We start from the raw sequence: 20,890 nt of genomic DNA, 5'->3' as shown, positions 1-20,890 counted from the left end.
AACTACGACGGCTCCTGGACCGAGTACGGCGCGCTGGTCGGCGTCCCGATCACCCTCGGCGATGGCCCCGGTGGTCCGGACGGGGGGCGGTCCTGATGTGCGGAGCCACGGCGGGCGGACTGGCGCTGGGCGCCAACGTCGACCCGGGCAAGGAGGCCATCATCCAGGGCCAGGTGACTCAGGGTGGTGCGCCGGTGCCCAACGCCTACGTGCGACTGCTCGACCGCACCGGTGAGTTCACCGCCGAGGTCCCCACCTCGGCGACCGGGCACTTCCGGTTCTTCGCCGGGCCGGGGCAGTGGACGCTACGGACCCTGGCGCCCGGCGCCCAGTCCGACAGCAAGGTCACCGCGGCTCTCGGGTCGATCGCCGAGATCGAGGTCGCGCTCCCGGCCTGAACCCCGCCACTTCTGCTGCCTGTCCCACCTATCCGCGGCCTGCGACAGGTGGGACAGGCAGCACATGTCGGGAGGTGGGGGCGTCAGTAGACGAGGGCCTGGGTGTCCTCCGCGCAGGCCTCGGCCACGAACACCGCGGAGCCGGCGATCCGGATGCCCGGCAGCACGTCGTCCGGGCCGATGTCGCGCCGGGCCGCGCACTGGGTGCACAACGTGACCTGGCCCGAGGACAGCACGGTCGCCAGCAGGTCGGGCAACGCCTGGGAGTGGGGCAGTTCGAACTGCTCGGCACGGCCCGGCAGAGCGAACCAGGCGCTCTCGCCGGTCAGCCACAACGAGACCGACACCCCGGAGGCGGCGGCGACCGCGGCGACCGTGAACGCCTGGCTGCACCGCTCGGGCGCGTCGGCGCCGGCGGTCACCTTCACGACCAGAGTCCGACTCACGCGTTGCTTCCTCTCGATGTGTTCGCGCCCCAAAGCTAGCCCGCGTCCTAGACTCGGTCGCAGGGCAGGACGACCTGGAGGCGGCTTTGACCAACGTGTTGGCGGTCGGGTTGATGGCCGTGGGGGCGGCAGTCGTGCCGGTGTCGCTGCATGCGGCGTACCGACTGCTCCGGGTCCGGGACTAGGGCCTCCGGCGTGTTCGAGATTCCCCCGGACATCCACCCGTGGTGCGTCCCCCTGGCCTTCCTGCTCGGTACGTGGGAGGGCGAGGGCATCGTCGAGTACCCGACCGTGCAACGGCGGGCGTTCGCCCAGCGGCTCGAGTTCGCCCAGAACGGCAAGCCGTTCCTGCACTACCTGTCCCGGACCTGGGAGATCGACACCGACGGCCAGAAGGTCCGGCCGCTGGCCATGGAGACCGGGTTCTGGCGCATCGGCGAGGACAAGACCCTCGAGGTGCTGCTCTCGCACCCGACCGGTTTCCTCGAGGCCCTCTACGGCGAGGTCCGCGGGCCGCGCATCGAGCTCGCGACCAAGAAGGTGGTCAAGGTCGAGTCGGCCAAGGACTACCGCCGCGGGCACCGGCTCTACGGCCTGGTCGACGGACGCCTGATGTGGGCCTTCGACATGGAGGCCGTGGACCAGAAGATGCAGCCGCACGCGTCCGCGGAGCTCAAGCGAGTGCCATGAGCGAGCGCAGCGCCGACGAGGACTGGCGGGAGCTGCTGCGGGAGAAGGGCTATCGCCTCACCCCGCAACGGGAGCTCGTGCTGGCCGCGGTCAACGAGCTTCACCATGCCACCCCGGAACAGGTCTGCGCCCACGTGCAGCGGGTGGCCAGCGGGATCAACATCTCGACGATCTACCGGACCCTGGAACTGCTCGAGGAGCTTGGCCTGGTCAAGCACGCCCACCTCGGGCACGGGGCACCGTCCTACCACCCGGCAGGTCACCACGAGCACCTGCACCTGGTCTGCCGGGACTGCGGTTCGGTGACGCAGACCGGGGTCGAGGTCGCCGCGGAGCTGACCGGCCAGGTGCTGACCGACAGCGGCTTCGAGGTCGACCTGGAGCACTTCGCGATTTACGGGCGGTGCGGGAAATGTGCGGCCGCGCAACGTTCCTGACGGTGGGTCAGGTTCGCTCGAACGGGCTCGGGTCCGGGTAGTACCGGGCCAGGAACTCGGTCACCGCGGCATTCACGGTGTCGGATGCTCGCTTATCTCGCTCGCTCGTTCCTCGCTCGCTCGAGTCACTCGCGCCGGCCGGGTCCGCACCGAGGCCGGCGTGGTCGTTCAGGCAGAACACCTGCGGTCGCCCGGTGCGCAACCGCCGTAGTCGACGGTCCAGGCGAGGGTCGGCCAGGTCGACGTAGGCGTAGGACAACGTGCCCGGGACGGCGCGCCCGGTGAGGTAGGCGTAGTTGCCGACCAGCGAGGCCGGAATCGAGATGTCGCTGGGATGCCGGAACCGGGACACCGTGGTGCGGGCGAAGTCCGGCGCGAACGTCTCCGCCGCCTCGGCGGCCACCGAGCGCAGTTGCGGGTAGGGCGCGTGCAGGAATCGCTGCGCCGGGGCGGAGCCGAACTTGGCCGCGAGCAGGTCGCGGTTGTTCTTACCCGCGGCCTCCACCGGAGTGTCCGCGGCCGTGGCCGGACCGGGCGGGACCGGCTTGGGCGAGGGGAACAGCCGGGCGATCCCGTTGCCGAAGAAGAAGTCCTCCGGCGCCATCGGGCGGCCGAGGAACATGTCGTCGTTCAGGTACAGATAGTGCTCGCTGAGGCCCGCTACGTGGTGCAGCCGCGACTCGATCGCATGGGAGTTGAAGCTGGGTACCCCGTCGGTGCCGGCGAAGATCTCCGCGTGGTCGACCACCCGCAGTCGCGGGTCGTCCGTGACCAGCCAGGACGGGATCTGACGGTCCGTCACGACGTGGATTCTTCGCACCCATGGGGCGTTTGCGGCCAGCGAGCGCAGCGAGTACCGCAGCTCGTCGCGATTGGCGTAGCGGGACGGGTTGGCGGCCAGCTCGCTGTGCTCGCCGGGTCTGGCCGTGGCCCAGGCCGCGTCGCGCCGGGCCTGCCAGGCCGGGTCCGCGCCGTCGACCCAGGTGTAGACCACGTCGATCTCGAACGCAACCGCGTATCCGTGATCACAGCCGCCGCGCGGCACCCGAGCCGGCGCGCCCGGCAGCATCGCGCGAAGCTCGCCCGCAGCGCCACGGATCCCCAACCCACGGACCGCCGCCAGATCGCGACGCAGTGCGGCCAGGACTCGGCCCGCATTCGCCCCCACGACGCCAATCGTGCCAGTTGCCTACGCTGGTGGGCATGCCGGCGTTCGATGGTCCCTCGCTCGTTCCTCGCTCGCTCGAGGGGCTGGGCTCACCGCTGCTCTCCCGTAATGGTGCCGTCGCCGCCGATCCCCCGGACGCGGGGGTCGCGGCCCACTACGGCGACCCGTTCGGCGAACAGCGCGCGCTGGCGGCCGGGCGGAGCTTCGTCGACCTGTCGCACCGCGGCGTGCTGCGGGTCACCGGGCCGGACCGGCTCAGCTGGCTGCACTCGCTGACCACCCAGCACCTGACCGAGCTGGCGCCCGGCGTGCCGGTGCAGACCCTGGTGCTCAGCCCGCACGGCCACATCGAGCACGATCTACACCTGGTCGACGACGGCACCGCCTGCTGGATCACCGTCGAACCGGGGACGGCGCCGGCGTTGCGGGAGTTCCTGGACCGGATGCGCTTCATGCTGCGGGTCGAGGTCGAGGACTGCTCCGGCGGGCACTGCGTGCTCTGGGTGCCACCGGGTGCCGAGCTCCCGGCCGGGGCCGTCGCGGTCTGGCGCGTGCCCCGGGCCGATCTCGGCGAGTTCGCCGGGGCCGAGGTGGTGCTGGCCGGGCCGGTCCCGACGGACGGACCGGTCGCGGGCACCTGGGCGCACGAGGCGTTGCGGATCGCGGCCGCGGTCCCGCGGCTCGGGCTGGAGACCGACCATCGCACGATCCCGCACGAGATCGGCCTGCTCGCCCCGGCGGTGCACCTGAACAAGGGCTGCTACCGCGGGCAGGAGACCGTCGCCCGGGTGCACAACCTCGGCAAGCCCCCGCGCCGCCTGGTGTTCCTGCACCTGGACGGCAGCGACAGCGAGTTGCCCGCGCACGGCGACCCCGTCGAGCACGAGGGCCGGGCCGTCGGGTTCGTGACCAGCGCCGCCCGCCACCACGACCTCGGCCCGATCGCGCTTGCGTTGCTCAAGCGCAACACCCCGCGCGACGCGTCCCTGACCGCCGGGGGCATCGCGGCGGCCGCCGAGGTCGTCGTCGACGGCTGAACCGCCCGCCCCGCCCCCACACATTTCGCGACTTCTGCGGCCTGTCCCACCCTTCGCGTCGCGTCGATGCGTGGGACAGGCCGCAGAAGTGCGGAAGAGCGGTGGGTGGTCAGAGCTCCAGCAGGACCGTGAACGGCCCGTCGTTGACCAGTTCGACGGCCATGTCCGCCCCGAACACCCCGGTCGCCACCGTCGCGCCGCGCGAGCGCAACCCGTCGACCACCGCCTCGACCAGCCCTTCGGCCACGGCCCCCGGCGCCGCCGCGAGCCAACTCGGCCGGCGGCCCTTGCGGGCGTCGCCGTAGAGGGTGAATTGACTGATGATCAGCAGTGGCGCGCCGAGGTCGGAGCACGACTTCTCGTCGGTGAGGATCCGCAGGCCCCACAGTTTCTCGGCCAACTTGTCGGCCACCGCCGTCGTGTCGGAGTGGGTGACCCCGACCAGCGCGCACAGGCCCGGACCCTCGATGCTGCCGACCACCTCGCCGGCCACGGTCGCCGATGCTCGACTCACCCGCTGGACGACCGCTCGCATGCGGCCCATCCTCGCGGCTCGGCCGGCAGGATGCCGACATGACGGCCGCCACGATGATCACGGTCGCACCCACCGGTGCGGAGACCGCCAAGGCCGATGCCCCCGCGTTGCCCACCACGCTGGACGAGCTCGTCGCGACCGCGAAGGCCTGCGCCGCCGCGGGTGCCGCGATGATCCACGTCCACCTGCGTGACGAGGACGACCAGTCCTGTCTCGACGTGGGCGCCCTGCGGGAGGCCGTCGGGGCGATCCGGGCCGAGACCGAGCTGATCGTGCAGTTGTCGACCGGCGGGGGAGTGCGGGACTCCTTCGCCGCCCGGGTGGCCGTGCTCGACGCTGCCCCGGACTCCTGCTCGCTGACCTGCGGGACGGTGAACTTCGGCGACGAGGTGTTCGCCAACCCGTGGCCGTTGATGGTCGAGCTGTACCGGTGCTGCCAGGGGCGCGGGATCCTGCCGGAGTTCGAGCTGTTCGATCTCGGCCATGTCGCCAACCTGAACCGCTTGCTGGACAAGTACGGCCCGCCGCCGGGCGGCCGGGTGCACGCCGACCTCGTGCTCGGCGTCCCGGGTGGTCTGCCGGGCACGACGGCCGCGGTGGTCGCCGTCGCCGCGGCGCTGCCCGCCGGCGCGTCCTGGTCGGCGACCGGGATCGGCCGCGCCGCGCTGCCCGTGGCGTTCGCCGCGCTGTCCGCCGGTGGACACCTGCGGGTGGGCATGGAGGACACGCTCACGTTGGCGCCGGGCCGTGCGGTGCGCGACAACGCCGAGCTCGTCGAGCGGGCCGCGCGCCTTGCGGCGTCGGCACAACGCCCAGCGATGACGCCCGCGCAGGCCCGGGAGTTCCTCGCACTCGCGTGAGTTCCGACGCGCCGGTGGTCCTCGCTCGTCAACAGGCTTCAATCGGCTCGGGAGCAACAGCCTCGCAAGCTCGGTCTCTCGCTCCGCTCGCCTCAATCGCCTGTGATGCTGTTCACTCGAACGAGTGCTGCCTGACTGCTTGCAATTGTTAGCAGGATGAGTGATGATGGCTGCATGCCGACGATCCCCGGTGGCTTGGGGGACTACCTCAAGGAACAACGGAAGATCGCGCAGCTGTCGATCCGCCAATTGTCAGCTGCAGCTGGGGTTTCCAACCCGTACCTGAGCCAGATCGAGCGCGGGATCCGGAAGCCCTCGGCGGGGGTGCTGCAGCAGATTGCGAAAGCGCTTCGTATCTCCGCTGAACAGCTATACGTCCAAGCGGGCTTGCTGGAGCCCTCCGACGAGGTCGAGCCCATCCCGGGCGGCGGCCTCGAGGTGGCGATGGCGGTCCTGGCGGACCCGACTCTGACGGAACGTCAGAAACGAGTCCTGCTGGACATCCACGCCTCGTTCCGCAGCCAGAACTTGGGACAGGACGCGAACGACGTCGGCACGAAAACCGAATAGGCCGATAACCAGATCGGCCGCCGAGGCGGGGGAGGAACCCCTCGGCTCCCGCAGACCGAAGGGAAACAACTGTGATGGCAACCACCACCGAACTTCGTAAGACCTACACCGACTACGCCAAGAACTTCGCCGGCCCCAAGCCGCTGTACGCCGTGGCCGGCGCCGGCGACCGGGCCGTCGAGCTGCTCAAGGACGTCCCGGCCAAGCTCCGCACCGAGCTGACCGTCGAGAAGATCAAGACGGTTCCGGACCGCGTCCGTACCGAGTTCACCGCCACCGACGGCCGGGTCAAGAAGGTTGCCGACAAGCTCGGCGACCTGCCCCGCGACCCGCGCAAGGTTGCCGACAAGCTGACCGACCTGGCCGACGAGCAGGTCAAGGCCGCCGACAAGCTGCTGGTCGAGTGGGCCGCGCGTGGCGAGAAGGTCGTCGACCGCGTGGTCGAGGACAACAAGGAGCTCATCCGCAAGGCCACCAAGGCCGCCAAGAAGGTCAACCCCTTCACCGGCTCGGCGACGGCTCCGGCCGCCCCGACAGCCGCCCCCCGCAAGACCGCCAAGGCTGTGCCCGCCGCTCCGGCAGACGCCAAGATCGGCTGAATCTGCCGGTGACGCCTGGTCGGCCGCGGACTCCACGGGGGTCCGCGGCCGACGCGTTTCCCGGCCCCGCGACGATTGGCGGCGCAGTATTCTCGACCACGGGCGGATGTCGAGCCGGCCGGGAGGGTTTGTCCAGATGGGCTACGGTCCGCTCACCTCGAGCCTGAACCTCATCGGGGCCGGGCTGTTCCTGCTGCACGTCCTGGCCCTGGTCGACGTCATCGTCCGCCCGGCCGCGGTGTTCCCGGCCGTCGAGAAGCAGACCAAGCAGTTGTGGCTGATCCTGCTCTGCGTCGCCGTGGCCTGGGACGCGCTGCCGATGCTCCAGCTGCACTCGCTGATCTTCCGCGGCCCGCTGGACCTGATCGTGCTCGCAGGCACCGTCGTCGCGCTGGTCTACCTGCTCGACGCCCGGCCTGCCGTGCGCGCGGCCGGTGGCCGTGGCCCGCGCCGCCGGCCGCCGCAGGGTCCCCGCGGGGGCTGGTGACTCAGTAGTCGTCCGGGCCGTCGGGCCCGTCGTCGGAGTCCCACTGGTCCTGACCGCGCTGATCGCGTTGGCTCTGCTGGGTCACTGGAGTCTGCTGGTCCTTCTGGGCTTGCTGGTCCTTCTGGTCCTGTTCCTTCGCCAGTTGCGCCGCCTGGTCCACGCGAGCCTGCTTGGCCGGGTCAGCGGTGTAGACGATGACCCGCGTGCCGAGCTTGGCCCACTGGAAAAGTTGCTTGGTCGCATCGATGTCGCGGGTGTTCACGCAGCCGTGCGAGGCGCCCCGGTAGCCGCGGGCCGCGAAGTCCGACGAGTAGTGGATGGCCTGGCCACCGTCGAAGAACAACGAGTACGGCATCGCGCTGGCGAACATCTTCGAGACGTGGTTCTCGTCCTTCCACTCGATCTTGAAAGTTCCCAGCCTGGTCGGGGTGCGTTGGGCGCCGAACCGCACCGCGATCTCGAGCCTGGTGATCCCGTGGTCGATGAAGCGGAGCGTGTTGTCGTCCTGGCTGATGCAGATGACCAGGCCAGTCATGCACCCCGCGGGCATCCCGTCGAGCGGATCCGCCGCCGCGGCCGGGTGGGCACCGACCAGGCCGCCGACGGCCAATGCCGCCGCCGCTGCAGTACCTGCCGCGCCCGTTCTCCACGACGCCATGGCCAGTCCTCCCGGGTCCGCGAGAAATGATCTTGAAATGAATCAATCTCGTATCTACTTCCCAGGATAGAAGGGGGATATGCCCGGCTTGTCCAGGGGCTGGACGGAATGCGGGAGGATAACCCGCGGTTGAGATCGCCGGGGGCCGAGAGGAGGTTGGCTGCGGATGCTGCGCGCGGCAGGGCACTGTCCCGACATTGGTGCGGCGTTCCCGAGCCCGGCGGACCCGGTCGCCCACCGTGAGCTGCCCCGGCGAGTCGCCACGATCTCCGTGCACACCTCGCCGCTGGAGCAGCCCGGCACCGGCGACGCGGGCGGGATGAACGTCTACATGGTTGAGGTCGCCAAGCGCCTGGTCGAGGCCGGCGTCGAGGTCGAGATCTTCACCCGGGCCACCTCCAGCGACCTGGAACCCAGCGTTGAGCTGGCCCCGGGCCTGACCGTGCGGCACGTCAACGCCGGCCCGTACGAGGGCCTGGCCAAGGAGGATCTGCCCGGTCGGCTGTGCGCGTTCACCGCGGGCGTGCTGCGGGCCGAGGCCTCCCGTGAGCCCGGCCACTACGACCTCGTGCACTCTCACTACTGGCTGTCCGGCCAGGTCGGCTGGCTGGCCGCGCAGCGCTGGGGTACCCCGCTCGTGCACTCCATGCACACGATGGCCAAGGTCAAGAACGCCGCGCTGGCGGTCGGCGACACCCCGGAGCCCCGGGCCCGCGAGCTGGGGGAGACCGACGTGGTCGCCGCGGCTGACCGGCTGCTGGCGTTCACCACCGACGAGGCGCGCGCCCTGATCGACCTCTACGACGCCGCGCCCGATCGGGTGGACGTGGTGCCGCCCGGCGTCGACCTGCGCACGTTCACGCCCGGGCACCGGGCACCGGCCCGGGCCGCCCTCGGGCTGCCGGCCGATGCCGATGTGCTGCTGTTCGCCGGCCGCATCCAGCCGCTGAAGGCCCCCGACGTGCTGCTGCGCGCCGTCGCCGCCATGGTCGAGGCTGATCCGGCCCGCCGGGACCGCATGGTCCTCGCGGTCGTCGGGGGCCCGAGCGGCAGCGGCCTGACCCACCCAGAGCACCTGGCCAAGCTGGCCGGTGAGCTGGGGATCGGCGACCTGGTGCGCTTCACCCCACCGGTGCCGCAGGCCGAGTTGGCGCGCTGGTACCAGGCGGCCGACGTCACCGTGGTCCCGTCGCACTCGGAGTCGTTCGGGTTGGTCGCGGTCGAGTCCCAGGCCTGTGGCACCCCGGTGGTCGCCGCGCGGGTCGGCGGGCTGGTGACCGCGGTCGACGACGGCGTCTCCGGCGTGCTCGTCGACGGGCACGACCCGGTCGACTACGCCAAGGTGCTCGATCGCCTGCTGGCCGACGAGGTGCTTCGCCGCCGACTGGGCGACGGCGCCGTCCGACACTCGGCCCGGTTCGACTGGTCGGCCACCGCTTCAGCCGTCCTGGACTCCTACATGCGCGCGATGCAAGCCCGGTTGTCCCGGTCGTGACGGTTCGTCAGGACACCAGCGCTCTGCTGCGTCGCGAACTTGACGCGGCCGGCGTGGAGTGGGCCGCCCCGAGTCCGGACCTGTTCGTGGTGACCCTGCCCGGCGCCAAGAAGCTCTCCACCACCTGCTCGCTGGCGGTTGGGGAGCACGCGATCACAGTGAACGCCTTCGTGGCCCGGCACCCGGACGAGAACCACGCGGCCGTCCACCAGTGGCTGCTGGAACGCAACGCCCGCATGTACGGGATGGCGTTCACGATCGACCGCCTCGGCGACATCTACCTGGTGGGGCGGCTGCCGCTCGGGGCACTGGACGCCGACGAACTCGACCGCATCCTGGGCTGCGTCCTGGAGTACGCCGACGGCAGCTTCAACCAGATCCTCGAACTCGGATTCGCGACCTCCATCCGCCGCGAGCACGCCTGGCGGGTGGCCCGCGGCGAGTCGACGGCGAACCTCGCCGCGTTCGCGCACCTGCTTGAGCAGGACCCGGACACCTCGGCTTCCTGAGCCGCCGCGCATCGAATCCGGCCGACTTGATACGGCGTCCGTGCCGATTTTCCGGGCCGACCGTCCAGTCATCGCCCGTCAAAAGGATGGTTGCCATTCCTTGACGGGACGTTGGACCCGGCGATGAACAGAACATTCCTCATCAGCCGGCGCCACAGGCGGCGCCACTCATGGAGGTTCTCCGATGTCGTTCAAGACCGGTAAGGCAGCCGCCTGGGTCGCAGCTGCTGCCCTTGCCCTGGCCCCGATGGCCACGTTCCTCCCCGCTGCGCTGGCCTCGACCGCGGCTTCCGCATCGCACGCGGCAACCGCCACCCCGGCGGCCGCCTCCGTCGGCGCCTCGGTCAAGAACCTGACCGCCCGCGTCACCACCAACAAGATCACGCTGGGCTGGACCAACCCGAGCCAGAAGCACCTCGTCGGTGTCGTGGTCCGGTACCAGCGTGGCAAGGTCGCGCCGACCAGCCGGAGCGCCGGCCACGCCGCGAAGCCGGCCTCGGTCAAGAAGGGCCACGTCGCCTCCAGCGCGACCGCCGGCGGCCTGGCCTCGAACGCGAACTACGCCTTCTCCGTGTGGGCGAAGTACACGGTCAGCGGCAAGACCACGTACTCGCACGTGCTCTCCGGCTGGACCACCACGTCGAAGTCCTCCGGCGGCATCGGCAGTGGCTCCGGCTCGGCTCCGGTCACCATCACCGGTGGCGGCAGCCAGTCCGGCAGCACCGGCTCGGTCGGCGGCACCGTCCAGGACTCCTCCGGCCTGCCGCTCGGCGGCGTCGTGGTGACCGTGGAGAACCTCGCGACCAAGGCCGTCTCGACCGTGACCTCGCTCTCCAACGGTGGGTTCTCGCTGTCGAACCTGGCCCTGGGCAACTACCAGGTCTGCTTCAACGCGCTGTCCGCCACCGGCGGCAGCGGTCCGCTCGGCTACGTGCAGAGCTGCCTGACCTCGCTGCCTGTGGCCAGTTCGTTGCTGACCTCGCTGCCGCTGACCTCACTCGCCCCTGCCGGCGAGATCACCGGGGTCCTGAGCGGCTTGCTCGGCGGCAACCTGTCCGGAGTTCTGGTGACGGCCACCAACACCGTGAGCGGCCTCACCTTCACCTCCACCACCGGCTCGAGTGGCTCCTACAACCTGGCTGGTCTCCCGGTCGGGACGTACAACCTCAGCTTCGCCGGCTCGACCGTCACCAACATCTTGTCCGGCGTCATCGGCGCGGTCACCGGTCTGCTGAACGGTGTCGGGGTGACCTCGACCAGCTCGGTCCTCACCGTGCCGACGCAGTTGCTCGGTCTCATCTGAGGCTTCCCGTCGAACTGAGGTGGGGCGCCGTCGGTTCTCCGGCGGCGCCCGCTGAGCCGTCCTTTGCCGGGATCTCGGAGCCGGCCTGAAAAGAACATGTCTTATCGCCGGCGCCGAGGGCGCCCCTCTGGAGGTTCTCCGATGTCGCTCAAGACCGGTAAGGCAGCCGCCTGGGCGGCCGCTGCTGCCGTTTCGCTGGCCCCGATGGCCATGCTCGCGCCTGCCGCTTCCGCGGCCGCCGTGCCCGCCGCGACGCACGACGCGGTGACGGTGGCTGTGCCCGCCGCGACCACGGCCAAGACCGGTGTGGTCTCCAAGTTCACCGCTCGGGTCACGACCAACTCGATCACACTGAGCTGGACCAACCCGAACAAGAAGCACTTCGTCGGCAACGTCGTCCGCGTGCAGCGCGGTACCACGGCTGTCAGCGGCCGCCACGCCGGTCACGCCGCAGTACTGGCCAAGGTGACCAAGGGCCACATCGCGGCCGGCGCCACGATCGGCAATCTGGCCGCCAACACCCACTACGTCTTCACGATCTGGTCCGAGTACAAGGTCAACGGCAAGGTCACCTACGCACACCCGGTCTCGGTCATGGTCTCCAGCGCGCCCACGGGTAGCACGGGTGGGACCGGCGGCACTGGGTCGACGGGTGGCACCGGCTCGACGGGTGGCACCGGCTCGACAGGTGGCACCGGCTCGACAGGTGGCACCGGCTCGACAGGTGGGACCGGTGGCACCGGTGGCACGGGCGGCACCGGCGGCACGGGCAGTACCGGTCTCGGTGGCGTCGTGACCGACCTCACGAGCGGCACCCCGCTGCAGGGTGTGCTGGTGACCGTGACCGACGTGACAGCCGGAACCCCGGTGTCGTCGATTCTGACCGGGACCGGCGGGGTCTGGTCGCTGGTCCCAACCCTGTCAGGCCTGCTCGACCTGTACCAGGTTTGCTTCGCCGGGTCGACCCTCACGGCGCTCGATGCCCCGTTCGGCTTCGTGGAGCAGTGCACGACGCCGGTTCTGGGTGCGCTGCTCCCGCTTCAGAGCCTGCTCTCGTCGGCATCGCTGGCACCGGCGGGTGCGATCACCGGCACTGTGACCGGGCTTGGCGGACCCGTCTCCAATCTCGCCGTGACCATCACCAACGTCGCCACCGGCCAGGTGTCCGACCTCACCACCAACACGTCGGGTGTCTACAGCCTGACTGGTCTGCCTGCCGGGTCCTACACGGTGGGCTTCGCCGGTGGCGCGACGTCCAGTGCCGTCAGCGTGGCGGCCGCGGCCGAGGCCACGGTGAACGACGTTCTCGGCATCATCAGCATTGCCTGATCGCAGTGCGAACCGTGGGGCGTCGCCGGGCCACCGGCGGCGCCCCATCGGCTTTTGCGCGGGAGGTTCTGACTTCCCGTCAGCCGCACTCGGCCGTTCGGCCGACCGCCGCCGACGAACGCCTGATTCGCCGCCTTGGCCGGAACCTGCCGGGTGCACCGGACATCTCACTTTCGTCGCGGGACGCAGCATCCGCGATGAATACACCGATTCGTGAGGCCCGGGGGAAAGCACATGTTCGGAAACAGCAACCGCTCGTCCGTCGGCCGCCACCGCCGGATGAGCACCCCTCGGGCCTCGCGGGCCGTACTGGCCGCCGCTGCCTGCGTCACCGTCGCGGCCCCGCTGGCCGTGTCGGGCCCGGCGGCCGCCGCCGTCGCCCCGGCCGTCGACGCCCCGCCGCCCACTCCCACCCCGACGCCGGACCCGTTGTCGGCAGTCACCAACCTGGCCGCGAAGATCACCACCGCCAAGGTGACGCTGCACTGGACCGACCCGACCGATGCCGGCTTCGCCGGCCTGGTCGTCCGCTACGCGAAGGGCACGACGGCGCCCGCGTCCCGGACGGCCGGCAAGGCCGCCAAGCTGGCTGCGACCAAGTCCGGCAAGCCCGCGACGAGCGTGTCAATCAGCGGCCTGGACTCGGGCGTCACCTACAGCTTCTCCGTCTGGGCGAAGTACACCGAGGGTGGCAAGACGCAGTACGCCCCGGTCGCCGACGTCACCACGACGACCAAGCAGGAGTCCACTCCGGCCGCCTGTGAGCACGGCACGGTGATCTGCATCAGCAAGGCTTCCCGCAACCTGCGACTGATGGTGAACGGCGTCAACGTCCTGCAGGCCGACACCCGCTTCGGTGCGCCAAGCACGCCGACCCGCAACGGCACCTTCCACATCACCCGGAAGGACGCCAACCACATCTCCAACCTCTACGGCAGCTCGATGCCGTACTCGATGTTCTTCGACGGTGGTCAGGCCATCCACTACTCCTCGGACTTCGCTGCCCGCGGCTACGCCGGCGCCTCGCACGGCTGCGTGAACGTGCGCGACATGAAGGCCGTCGCGACACTGTTCCAGCTCGCCCCGCTGGGCACCACGGTGATCGTCTACTGACGCTGCGTCAGTTCGCTTTGGCGGCGAGGAAGGCGTCCAGTCCGGACCGCATCGGCCCGACCATCTCGGCGACCGCGGCGATCAGCTCCGGTGGCGCCGAACGCGGGTGGCCGAACGGTCCGGGCGGCTGCGGGTCGTACTCGACCAACAGCTGCATCGCCGCCGCGGACTGCGCGCCGCTGGTCTCCGCGATCAGGCGGAAGGCGAAATCGATGCCGGCGGTGACCCCGCCGGCGGTGATGCGGTTGCGGTCGACCACGACCCGCTCCTGTGTCAGCTCGATCTGCGGGTAGTGCCCCAGATCGCCGACGTAGCCCCAGTGCGTTATCGCCCGGTAGCCGTCGAGCAGGCCTGCCTCGGCCAGGATCAGCGCGCCGGTGCACACCGAGGTGACCCACTGCGCCTGTTCGCCGGCCTTGCGGAACCAGTCCATGACGGCCGGGTCGGCCATCTCCCGCGACGGGTCCACACAGCCGCCGACCAGCACCACGTCGACGTCCGGCGCGGAGTGCACGTCGAAGTCGGGCGTGATCACTACGCCGGTGTCGGTGCGGATCGGGTCCTTGGTCGCGGCGACGGTGACGACCTCGAAATCGGGGTGCAGGCCGAGGATCTGATGCGGGGCCAGCACGTCGAGCATGGTCATGTCGTTGTAGATGTAGGCGCCGACGCGCTTCATGCGAACTCCTTCAGTTGGTCAGCCGACCAGGGTGAGCCCGGGCGGGGCGAAACGACGGCGGTACTCGGCGGGGCTCACGCCGAAGGTTGCAAGGAACGCCCGGCGCAGGGCCTGCCCACTGCCGAAACCCACGGCGGTGGCGACCGTCTCGACCGGACGCGACCCCTCCTCGAGCATCCGGCGGGCGGCCTCCAGGCGCACCTGTTCCACGTAGCGGCCGGGCGGCAGGCCGACCTCCGTGGTGAACACCCGAGCGAAGTGACGGGGACTCAGATGCATCCGGTCGGCCAGTGCGGCCAGTGCCAGGTCCGCGGCCGGATTGTCCGCGATCCAGGCCTGCAGATCGCGCAACGGCCGCCGGTCGGCGAACTGCGCACCGAGTTGCACCGAGAACTGCGTCTGGTTGCCGGTCCGTCGCAAGTACAGCACCAGGATCTGGGCCACGGCGCGGGCCAGGTCGGCCCCGACGTCCTCCTCGACGATTGCCAGCAGCATGTCGAAACCGGCGGTGACGCCGGCCGAGGTCCAGACCTCGCCGTCGCGGACGTAGATCGGGTCGGTGTCCACCCGTACCGCGGGGCAGCGGTCCGCGAGCAGGTCACCGAACATCCAGTGGGTGGTCGCTCGCCGGTCGTCCAGCACACCGGTCCGGGCGAGGATGAACGCCCCGGTGCAGACCCCGACGACGCGGCGCGAGCGCGGGACCGCCCGGCGGACCGCGGCGATCAGGTCCGGTTGTTCGGCGGCCTCGTGGGCGATCGGGCCGCCGACCACGATCAACGTGTCGATGGACCGGATCCGGCCCAGTTCGCGCACCGGGTCCAGTCGCAGGCCGCCCATCAGCGCGATCGGTTCGCCGTCGTGGGTGGCCAACTCGACCCGGTACGGCTGCGCCAGGCCGCGCTCGCGGGCGAGTCGGTTGGTCAGGTCGAGGATGTCGCGCATGCCCACCAGTTCCATGCCGAGCGCACCGGGGTGACCCACGATCACCACCTGCCGCGTCATGCGCCCGACGCTAGGGCCGGACCGGCGATGTCCACAATGACGAGGACCGGTCGGATCCGGACATCCTTCGTGCGGCGCCGGACCCGCCGCCGAGCGGTGGGGGCGTGTCCCTACGCTTTTTGTTCATGACGAATGAAGCCGCCTGTCACCTGCTCCTGCTGCGCCACGGCCAGTCGGAGTGGAACGCCAAGAACCTGTTCACCGGCTGGGTCGACGTCGACCTGTCCGCGCAGGGCGAGGCTGAGGCGGCCGCCGGCGGGCGCCTGCTGGCCGGGCGCGGCCTACTCCCGGACGTCGTGCACACCTCGCTGCTGCGCCGCGCGATCCGCACCGCCGAGGGCGCCTTGAACGCCGCCGACCGGCACTGGATCCCGGTCCGGCGCCACTGGCGCCTGAACGAGCGCCACTACGGGGAGCTGCAGGGCAAGGACAAGAAGGCGACGCTGGAGAAGTACGGCGAGGACCAATTCATGCTCTGGCGCCGCTCGTACGACGTCCCGCCGCCGCCGCTGCCGGACGACGACGAGTACTCCCAGGCGCACGACCCCCGCTACGCACTGCTTCCGGACGAGCTGCTGCCGCGCACCGAGTGCCTGGCCGACGTCGTCGACCGGCTGCTGCCGTACTGGTACGACGCGATCGTGCCCGACCTGCGCACCGGCCAGGTGGTGGCCGTCGTCGCGCACGGGAACTCGCTGCGGGCGCTGGTCAAGCACCTCGAGTCGATGAGCGAGGACGACGTGGTCGGGCTGAACATCCCGACCGGGATCCCGCTGTACTACCGCCTCGACGCGGGCCTGCGCCCGATCGTCAAGGGCGGGGAGTACCTCGACCCCGACGCCGCCGCCTCCGCCGCGGCAGCGGTGGCGAACCAGGGCCGCTGACCCGGCGACCCCAGCCCGGGGGCGTCGGCTGCAGAACACACTCGAAAGCAGTGGTGCGCGAACCGCCCGCGGCTCTGCCCGCCGTTTCGGTTGTGTTCGACAGCCGTCGTGGGGACCGGGCCTCAGGGGGCCTCGACGGTGCCGTTCTCCGGCCACGCACCGGTGGCCAGAAACACGACGCGGCGGGCGACCGAGACCGCGTGGTCGGCGAAGCGCTCGTAGTAACGCCCGAGCAGTGTGATGTCGACGGCGGCCTCGGCGCCGTGCGCCCAGTTCGGGTCGAGGATGACCCGGAAGATCCGCTGGTGCAGGCGGTCCATGTCGTCGTCGTTGGCCTCGAGCTCGAGTGCCAGGGCCACATTTCGGGAGGCGATGACCTCGCCGGCCTTGGTCACCAGGATCTGGGCCACGTAGCCCATCTCGAGGATCGTCGAGATCAGCTCGATCGGGATCGCGTGCTTCGGGGAACGGATCTTGGTGGTCTTCGCGACGTGCAGCGCGAGATCGCCCATGCGCTCCAGGTCGTCGGTGATGCGCAGCGCGGTGATGAGCACGCGCAGGTCGGTGGCGACCACCGGCTGCTGCCTCGCGAGCAGGTCCATGATCCGCTCGTCCAGCTCGGTGCGGCGCTTGTCGACCTGCCGGTCGTGCTCGATCACGCTCTCGGCCAGCTCGACATCCGCCTCCAGCAGCGACGTCGTTGCCCGCGACATCGCGAAGCCGACGAGCTGGGTCATCTCGACCAAACCCTCACCGATCGCCTTCAATTCGCCCTGGAACGCGTCGCGCATGTGCCCGCCCCTCTGCTGGTCTTCCACGCTCCACGCTTCTTGAGGAGCATTAACGTGGTTACGATTTCAAGTGAATTCTTGTCATAGCTCCCGCCCTGGAGGCGGCTGTGGTGTCCCGGACACGAACCGCGCTCCTACGATCGCTGCCATGAGGGCGCCGCGTCGAGCCTGCCGGATCTTGCCGGCAGCCCGAGCAAAGAGGGTGCGCGGGTGGAACTCGCGCTGATCCTCGCCGGGGCGGCGCTGGGACTGCTGATCGGCTTCTGCGTCGGATTCAGCCGGCGAGCCGCTCGGCACAACTCCGGCACCGACGACCCGCTGGACGCCAGTGGGCTCTCGCCCGGCGTCGGCCAGGTGCTGATCGTGCTGCGCTCGTTGGCGATCGTCCTCGACGAATCGGAGACCGTGGTCAAGGCCAGCCCGGCCGCCTACGCGTTCGGGATCGTGCGGGCGCAGCGGCTGGTGGCCGAGGAACTGGTCGAGCTGGTCGCGAACACCAGGCGCGACGGCCGGATCCGGCAGGTCGACCTGCAACTGCCGCGTGGGCCGGTGGGCGACGCGGTCGTCCCGGTCGGGGTCCGGGTGGCTCCGCTGGGTGCCGCGCACGTGCTGGTGCTGATCGAGGACCAGAGCGACGTCCGCCGCCTGGACGCCGTCCGACGGGACTTCGTGGCCAACGTCAGCCACGAGCTGAAGACGCCGCTGGGGGCGCTGCGGCTGCTGTCCGAGGCCGTCGTGCACGGCGCGCACGACCCCGAGGCCGTGGTCCGGTTCGCCGACCGCATGCAGCACGAGTCGCAGCGGCTGGGGCAACTGGTCCAGGAGCTGATCGACCTGTCGCGGCTGGAGAGCCACGACCCGATGAAGGAGCCCGAGGAGGTCAGCCTCGATACCGTGGTCGCGGCCGGCTTCGACCGGACCCGGGAAGTCGCGGCGGCCAAGCACATCTCGTTCAGCTCCGACGGTGAGTCCGGGCTGGCCGTGCTGGGCAACCCCGATCAGTTGGTGATGGCGCTGGGGAATCTGATCGAGAACGCCGTCAACTACAGCGCCGAGTCCACGAGGGTCGTGGTGCGGATGCGACGGCGTGGCGCATTGGCCGAGATCGACGTCGTCGACCAGGGAATCGGGATCCCGGCCGCCGAGCAGGAACGCATCTTCGAACGCTTCTACCGAGTGGACCCGGCCCGGTCGCGCATGACCGGAGGCACCGGCCTGGGTCTGTCCATCGTCAAGCACATCGCCCGGAACCACGGCGGCGATGTCCGGGTGGTCAGCCACGAAGGAGTCGGCTCGACATTCACCCTGCGTGTGCCGTTGCTCAGCCCCACCTCCGAGACCGTGCGGAGGCCCGTCCGACCTGCGACGCAAGTGCGCAGGCCAGTCGAACAGAGGACGTTGTGACCCGACTGTTGGTTGTCGAGGACGAGGAATCCTTCTCCGACGCTTTGTCGTACATGCTCCGGAAGGAGGGCTTTGAGGTGGCCGTGGCCCCGACGGGCCCGGACGCGCTCGAGGAGTTCGAGCGCGGGGGAGCGGACCTGGTGCTGCTCGACCTGATGCTCCCCGGCCTGCCGGGGACCGAGGTGTGCCGGCAGCTGCGGCTGCGCTCCAAGGTGCCGGTGATCATGCTGACCGCGAAGGACAGCGAGATCGACAAGGTGGTCGGCCTGGAGATCGGGGCCGACGACTACGTGACCAAGCCGTTCTCCCACCGGGAGCTGCTGGCCCGGATCCGCGCGGTGCTCCGGCGCAACTCCGAGCCGGAGGACATCTCCGACTCGGCACTGGAGGCCGGCCCGGTCCGGATGGACGTCGAGCGGCACGTGGTGACCGTCAACGGCGAATCGATCGGCTTGCCGTTGAAGGAGTTCGAGCTGCTCGAGCTGCTGCTCCGCAACGCCGGCCGCGTGCTGACCCGGATGCAGCTGATCGACCGGATCTGGGGCGCGGACTACGTCGGGGACACCAAGACCCTCGATGTCCACGTGAAGCGGCTGCGGGCCAAGATCGAGCCGGACCCGGCGATGCCGCGCTTCCTGGTGACGGTGCGCGGGCTGGGCTACAAGTTCGAGCCGTGACCGACCGGTAGACGGTGAACGCACGAAGGCCCCGAAGTCGGGGCCTTCGTCGTTGCGCGGTGCTTTCGTTGTGCGGTGCCTACTGCGGCTGCGTGGCCGGGGTCTTGGGCTTCGCCGTTTTCTTTGGCTGGGCGGCGGGGGCCGCCGTGGCGGTCGCCTGCGGCTTGGGGGTCTTCGCGGGGGGCTTCGGGTCGGTCACGATGTGCGTGCCGGCGAAGGCGGCGCGGCCGGGCGCGTCGGCCTGGGTGGCCGCGGCCGTCGGCGTCGCGGTACCGCCGATGTTGGCGAAGTAGAAGGTGCGGTCCGCGACGGCGACCTGCATGTGCATGTCGCCGGCCTGCGCGAAATGCAGGTTCACGTAGACGAAGTCGCCGACCGTGATCCCCTGCGCGTTCGGGATCGAGATCGGTGCGGTGTTGCCCGCGCCCAGCGGCTGCAGCTGACCGGGGGCCAGGTTCAGGTTCGGCGAGATCGTCAGCGTCGGCGAACCCGGCGCGTCGTCGGTGAACGACACGGTCTGCAGGACGTCGGCTCGGTGACCGCTGTTGATCAGCGTGCCGGCGAGGGCCGCGGTGGGGGCCTGCGGTGCCTTCACGATGACGATGTCGCGGGCGAGGATCCCGTTGAGATTGCTGTCGCTGTTGTGACCGGTGACCTCGTTGACCGAGGCGTCGAAACCGGCTCCGCAGGCGGACAGGGCCGGGAGCGTGGACGCGATCAGGGCGAGGGCAATCAGGCGGGTACGCGGCGAGGGGGTCACGGCAGCCTTTTCACGCGAAATGTTCAACTCGGACGCAGTAGCGGCCGCGGTGGGATTGCTTCGCTCCACGCAGCCGGGCGAGCAAAGGCTATGGGATGCCGGATTCGTCCGTGTGAGGCCCTCCCGGCGTGTCCCGTGTGATCTTGTGCGACACGGTGCCTGCGGGATGATAACGGTTCCCGGCCGCGCCGTCTGACCTGCGGAAGTACACGTGCCAGACGTTTGTCAAGTCCCGTTTGTACCCCTCGAGGATGCCCTGACCTGCGCAAACGTCAAAGCGCCGGCAACGGAACGTGCTATCCTGGGCATCGGTGAGAAAGGGGAATGTCACCCATGGCTTTCAAGGTCGGCGAGACCGTCGTCTACCCGCACCACGGGGCGGCCCTTATCGAAGCGATCGAGAATCGCACGATCAAGGGAGTCGAGCGGACCTATTTGGTACTGAAGGTCGCCCAAGGTGACCTGACCGTACGGGTCCCCGCGGACAATGTCGACCTGGTCGGCGTCCGTGACGTGGTCGGCCAGGACGGACTGGACCGCGTTTTCGAGGTGCTCCGTGCGCCGCACACCGAGGAACCGACCAACTGGTCGCGTCGCTACAAGGCGAACCTCGAGAAGTTGGCGTCGGGCGATGTGATCAAGGTTGCCGAGGTCGTTCGCGACCTGTGGCGTCGTGAGCGCGACCGCGGCCTGTCGGCCGGGGAGAAGCGCATGCTCGCCAAGGCCCGCCAGATCCTGGTGAGCGAGCTCGCGTTGGCTGAGCACACGAATGAGGACAAGGCAGAGGCCCTTCTGGATGAGGTTCTCTCCGCCTAGGTTCGTTCTCCTTCGGTTCAGTCAAGAGCGCGCTAAGACCAGGGCCGGGGCTTCCCTGCCGGGCGGCGTTGCGTTGGCCGGTTGCGTTTCGCTTGCTGCTTTTCGTTGGGGAATCGGGCTGGAAGGCGACCGGCCGATGCGACCTGCTCTCGGCGAGCGCCCGGCCCGGATCTATGCCGCCTTTGACTGCAAGATCGACCCGATGACCGCAACACCAGCCCGTTATTGCTGAAGTGATCA

General features: G+C 70.0%; 25 protein-coding genes. 17 read left to right on the top strand and 8 right to left on the bottom strand.

Features of this window, described 5'->3' with window-relative positions:
• Nucleotides 1-95: 95 nt before the first annotated feature.
• On the top strand, nucleotides 96-398 hold the full coding sequence (locus VHU88_14220; GenBank protein HEX3612838.1) for a DUF1416 domain-containing protein: 303 nt from the start codon (nucleotides 96-98) through the stop codon (nucleotides 396-398).
• Nucleotides 399-481: 83 nt separating this feature from the next.
• Here VHU88_14220 and VHU88_14215 read toward each other — a convergent pair whose 3' ends face one another.
• Nucleotides 482-844: a DsrE family protein gene (locus tag VHU88_14215; GenBank protein HEX3612837.1), complete on the bottom strand. Its 363-nt coding sequence runs from the start codon at nucleotides 842-844 to the stop codon at nucleotides 482-484.
• A 195-nt stretch (nucleotides 845-1,039) separates the two neighbouring features.
• Here VHU88_14215 and VHU88_14210 point away from each other — a divergent pair, with 195 nt between their 5' ends.
• Both VHU88_14210 and VHU88_14205 read left to right on the top strand, forming a co-directional pair.
• On the top strand, nucleotides 1,040-1,534 hold the full coding sequence (locus VHU88_14210) for an FABP family protein (GenBank protein HEX3612836.1): 495 nt from the start codon (nucleotides 1,040-1,042) through the stop codon (nucleotides 1,532-1,534).
• The gene (locus tag VHU88_14205; GenBank protein ID HEX3612835.1) at nucleotides 1,531-1,971 is read left to right on the top strand and encodes a transcriptional repressor; all 441 of its coding nucleotides are present in this window, start codon (nucleotides 1,531-1,533) and stop codon (nucleotides 1,969-1,971) included. Before VHU88_14210 ends, VHU88_14205 begins: the two co-directional genes overlap by 4 nt.
• Nucleotides 1,972-1,978: 7 nt before the next feature.
• On the opposite strand, the gene VHU88_14200 is transcribed toward VHU88_14205, so the two are convergent.
• On the bottom strand, nucleotides 1,979-3,139 hold the full coding sequence (locus VHU88_14200) for a Stealth CR1 domain-containing protein (GenBank protein ID HEX3612834.1): 1,161 nt from the start codon (nucleotides 3,137-3,139) through the stop codon (nucleotides 1,979-1,981).
• Nucleotides 3,140-3,174: 35 nt separating this feature from the next.
• Here VHU88_14200 and VHU88_14195 point away from each other — a divergent pair, with 35 nt between their 5' ends.
• A complete protein-coding gene (locus VHU88_14195; GenBank protein HEX3612833.1) occupies nucleotides 3,175-4,176 on the top strand; it encodes a glycine cleavage T C-terminal barrel domain-containing protein in 1,002 nt (333 codons plus the stop codon).
• Between the two features lie 109 nt (nucleotides 4,177-4,285).
• Here the strand turns inward: VHU88_14195 and dtd are convergent, their stop codons facing one another.
• Nucleotides 4,286-4,711 carry a D-aminoacyl-tRNA deacylase gene (gene dtd, locus VHU88_14190; GenBank protein ID HEX3612832.1) on the bottom strand — a complete coding sequence of 142 codons (426 nt, stop codon included), beginning with the start codon at nucleotides 4,709-4,711 and terminating at the stop codon, nucleotides 4,286-4,288.
• 38 nt (nucleotides 4,712-4,749) lie between these two features.
• Here dtd and VHU88_14185 point away from each other — a divergent pair, with 38 nt between their 5' ends.
• The 4 genes from VHU88_14185 (at nucleotide 4,750) to VHU88_14170 (ending at nucleotide 7,227) form a co-directional block, all read left to right on the top strand.
• The gene (locus VHU88_14185) at nucleotides 4,750-5,571 is read left to right on the top strand and encodes a 3-keto-5-aminohexanoate cleavage protein (GenBank protein ID HEX3612831.1); all 822 of its coding nucleotides are present in this window, start codon (nucleotides 4,750-4,752) and stop codon (nucleotides 5,569-5,571) included.
• 174 nt (nucleotides 5,572-5,745) lie between these two features.
• Nucleotides 5,746-6,141 (top strand): helix-turn-helix transcriptional regulator, encoded by a 396-nt coding sequence (locus VHU88_14180; GenBank protein ID HEX3612830.1) that lies wholly within the window; start codon nucleotides 5,746-5,748, stop codon nucleotides 6,139-6,141.
• A gap of 74 nt (nucleotides 6,142-6,215) precedes the next feature.
• Entirely contained in the window at nucleotides 6,216-6,740 is a 525-nt protein-coding gene (locus tag VHU88_14175) for a hypothetical protein (protein ID HEX3612829.1), read from the top strand.
• A gap of 136 nt (nucleotides 6,741-6,876) precedes the next feature.
• Entirely contained in the window at nucleotides 6,877-7,227 is a 351-nt protein-coding gene (locus VHU88_14170; GenBank protein ID HEX3612828.1) for a DUF2516 family protein, read from the top strand.
• Between the two features lies 1 nt (nucleotide 7,228).
• On the opposite strand, the gene VHU88_14165 is transcribed toward VHU88_14170, so the two are convergent.
• Nucleotides 7,229-7,885, bottom strand: coding sequence for a L,D-transpeptidase (locus VHU88_14165; protein HEX3612827.1), 657 nt, complete (start codon nucleotides 7,883-7,885; stop codon nucleotides 7,229-7,231).
• A 166-nt stretch (nucleotides 7,886-8,051) separates the two neighbouring features.
• Here VHU88_14165 and mshA point away from each other — a divergent pair, with 166 nt between their 5' ends.
• The 5 genes from mshA (at nucleotide 8,052) to VHU88_14140 (ending at nucleotide 13,634) form a co-directional block, all read left to right on the top strand.
• On the top strand, nucleotides 8,052-9,380 hold the full coding sequence (gene mshA / locus VHU88_14160) for a D-inositol-3-phosphate glycosyltransferase (GenBank protein ID HEX3612826.1): 1,329 nt from the start codon (nucleotides 8,052-8,054) through the stop codon (nucleotides 9,378-9,380).
• Nucleotides 9,377-9,889: a YbjN domain-containing protein gene (locus VHU88_14155; GenBank protein HEX3612825.1), complete on the top strand. Its 513-nt coding sequence runs from the start codon at nucleotides 9,377-9,379 to the stop codon at nucleotides 9,887-9,889. The genes mshA and VHU88_14155 overlap by 4 nt, the downstream gene beginning before the upstream one ends.
• 184 nt (nucleotides 9,890-10,073) lie before the next feature.
• Nucleotides 10,074-11,192, top strand: coding sequence for a carboxypeptidase-like regulatory domain-containing protein (locus tag VHU88_14150; GenBank protein ID HEX3612824.1), 1,119 nt, complete (start codon nucleotides 10,074-10,076; stop codon nucleotides 11,190-11,192).
• Nucleotides 11,193-11,333: 141 nt separating this feature from the next.
• Nucleotides 11,334-12,521, top strand: a complete 1,188-nt coding sequence (locus tag VHU88_14145) for a carboxypeptidase regulatory-like domain-containing protein (GenBank protein ID HEX3612823.1) — start codon at nucleotides 11,334-11,336, stop codon at nucleotides 12,519-12,521.
• Nucleotides 12,522-12,800: 279 nt separating this feature from the next.
• Complete coding sequence (locus VHU88_14140; GenBank protein HEX3612822.1) at nucleotides 12,801-13,634, top strand: L,D-transpeptidase family protein; 834 nt, start codon at nucleotides 12,801-12,803, stop codon at nucleotides 13,632-13,634.
• Between the two features lie 7 nt (nucleotides 13,635-13,641).
• On the opposite strand, the gene VHU88_14135 is transcribed toward VHU88_14140, so the two are convergent.
• Together VHU88_14135 and VHU88_14130 are read right to left on the bottom strand one after the other, a co-directional pair.
• Nucleotides 13,642-14,313: a DJ-1/PfpI family protein gene (locus VHU88_14135; protein HEX3612821.1), complete on the bottom strand. Its 672-nt coding sequence runs from the start codon at nucleotides 14,311-14,313 to the stop codon at nucleotides 13,642-13,644.
• Between the two features lie 18 nt (nucleotides 14,314-14,331).
• A complete protein-coding gene (locus VHU88_14130; protein HEX3612820.1) occupies nucleotides 14,332-15,318 on the bottom strand; it encodes a helix-turn-helix domain-containing protein in 987 nt (328 codons plus the stop codon).
• Between the two features lie 125 nt (nucleotides 15,319-15,443).
• On the opposite strand from VHU88_14130, the gene VHU88_14125 reads away from it, so the two are divergent.
• Nucleotides 15,444-16,202: a phosphoglyceromutase gene (locus tag VHU88_14125; GenBank protein ID HEX3612819.1), complete on the top strand. Its 759-nt coding sequence runs from the start codon at nucleotides 15,444-15,446 to the stop codon at nucleotides 16,200-16,202.
• A gap of 122 nt (nucleotides 16,203-16,324) precedes the next feature.
• Here the strand turns inward: VHU88_14125 and phoU are convergent, their stop codons facing one another.
• On the bottom strand, nucleotides 16,325-17,020 hold the full coding sequence (gene phoU, locus VHU88_14120; protein ID HEX3612818.1) for a phosphate signaling complex protein PhoU: 696 nt from the start codon (nucleotides 17,018-17,020) through the stop codon (nucleotides 16,325-16,327).
• A gap of 183 nt (nucleotides 17,021-17,203) precedes the next feature.
• Between phoU and VHU88_14115 the strand changes: the two genes are divergently transcribed.
• Together VHU88_14115 and VHU88_14110 are read left to right on the top strand one after the other, a co-directional pair.
• The gene (locus tag VHU88_14115; GenBank protein ID HEX3612817.1) at nucleotides 17,204-18,397 is read left to right on the top strand and encodes an ATP-binding protein; all 1,194 of its coding nucleotides are present in this window, start codon (nucleotides 17,204-17,206) and stop codon (nucleotides 18,395-18,397) included.
• The gene (locus VHU88_14110; GenBank protein ID HEX3612816.1) at nucleotides 18,394-19,074 is read left to right on the top strand and encodes a response regulator transcription factor; all 681 of its coding nucleotides are present in this window, start codon (nucleotides 18,394-18,396) and stop codon (nucleotides 19,072-19,074) included. Before VHU88_14115 ends, VHU88_14110 begins: the two co-directional genes overlap by 4 nt.
• A 79-nt stretch (nucleotides 19,075-19,153) precedes the next feature.
• Here the strand turns inward: VHU88_14110 and VHU88_14105 are convergent, their stop codons facing one another.
• Entirely contained in the window at nucleotides 19,154-19,834 is a 681-nt protein-coding gene (locus tag VHU88_14105) for a hypothetical protein (protein ID HEX3612815.1), read from the bottom strand.
• Between the two features lie 333 nt (nucleotides 19,835-20,167).
• Between VHU88_14105 and VHU88_14100 the strand changes: the two genes are divergently transcribed.
• The gene (locus tag VHU88_14100; GenBank protein HEX3612814.1) at nucleotides 20,168-20,650 is read left to right on the top strand and encodes a CarD family transcriptional regulator; all 483 of its coding nucleotides are present in this window, start codon (nucleotides 20,168-20,170) and stop codon (nucleotides 20,648-20,650) included.
• Nucleotides 20,651-20,890 lie beyond the last annotated feature (240 nt).

The sequence above is a fragment of the Sporichthyaceae bacterium genome, assembly GCA_036269075.1.
Taxonomy (GTDB): Bacteria; Actinomycetota; Actinomycetes; order Sporichthyales; family Sporichthyaceae; genus DASQPJ01.
Note: the sequence above shows the minus strand (reverse complement) of the source record. Positions and strands in the feature narration are given on the sequence as shown.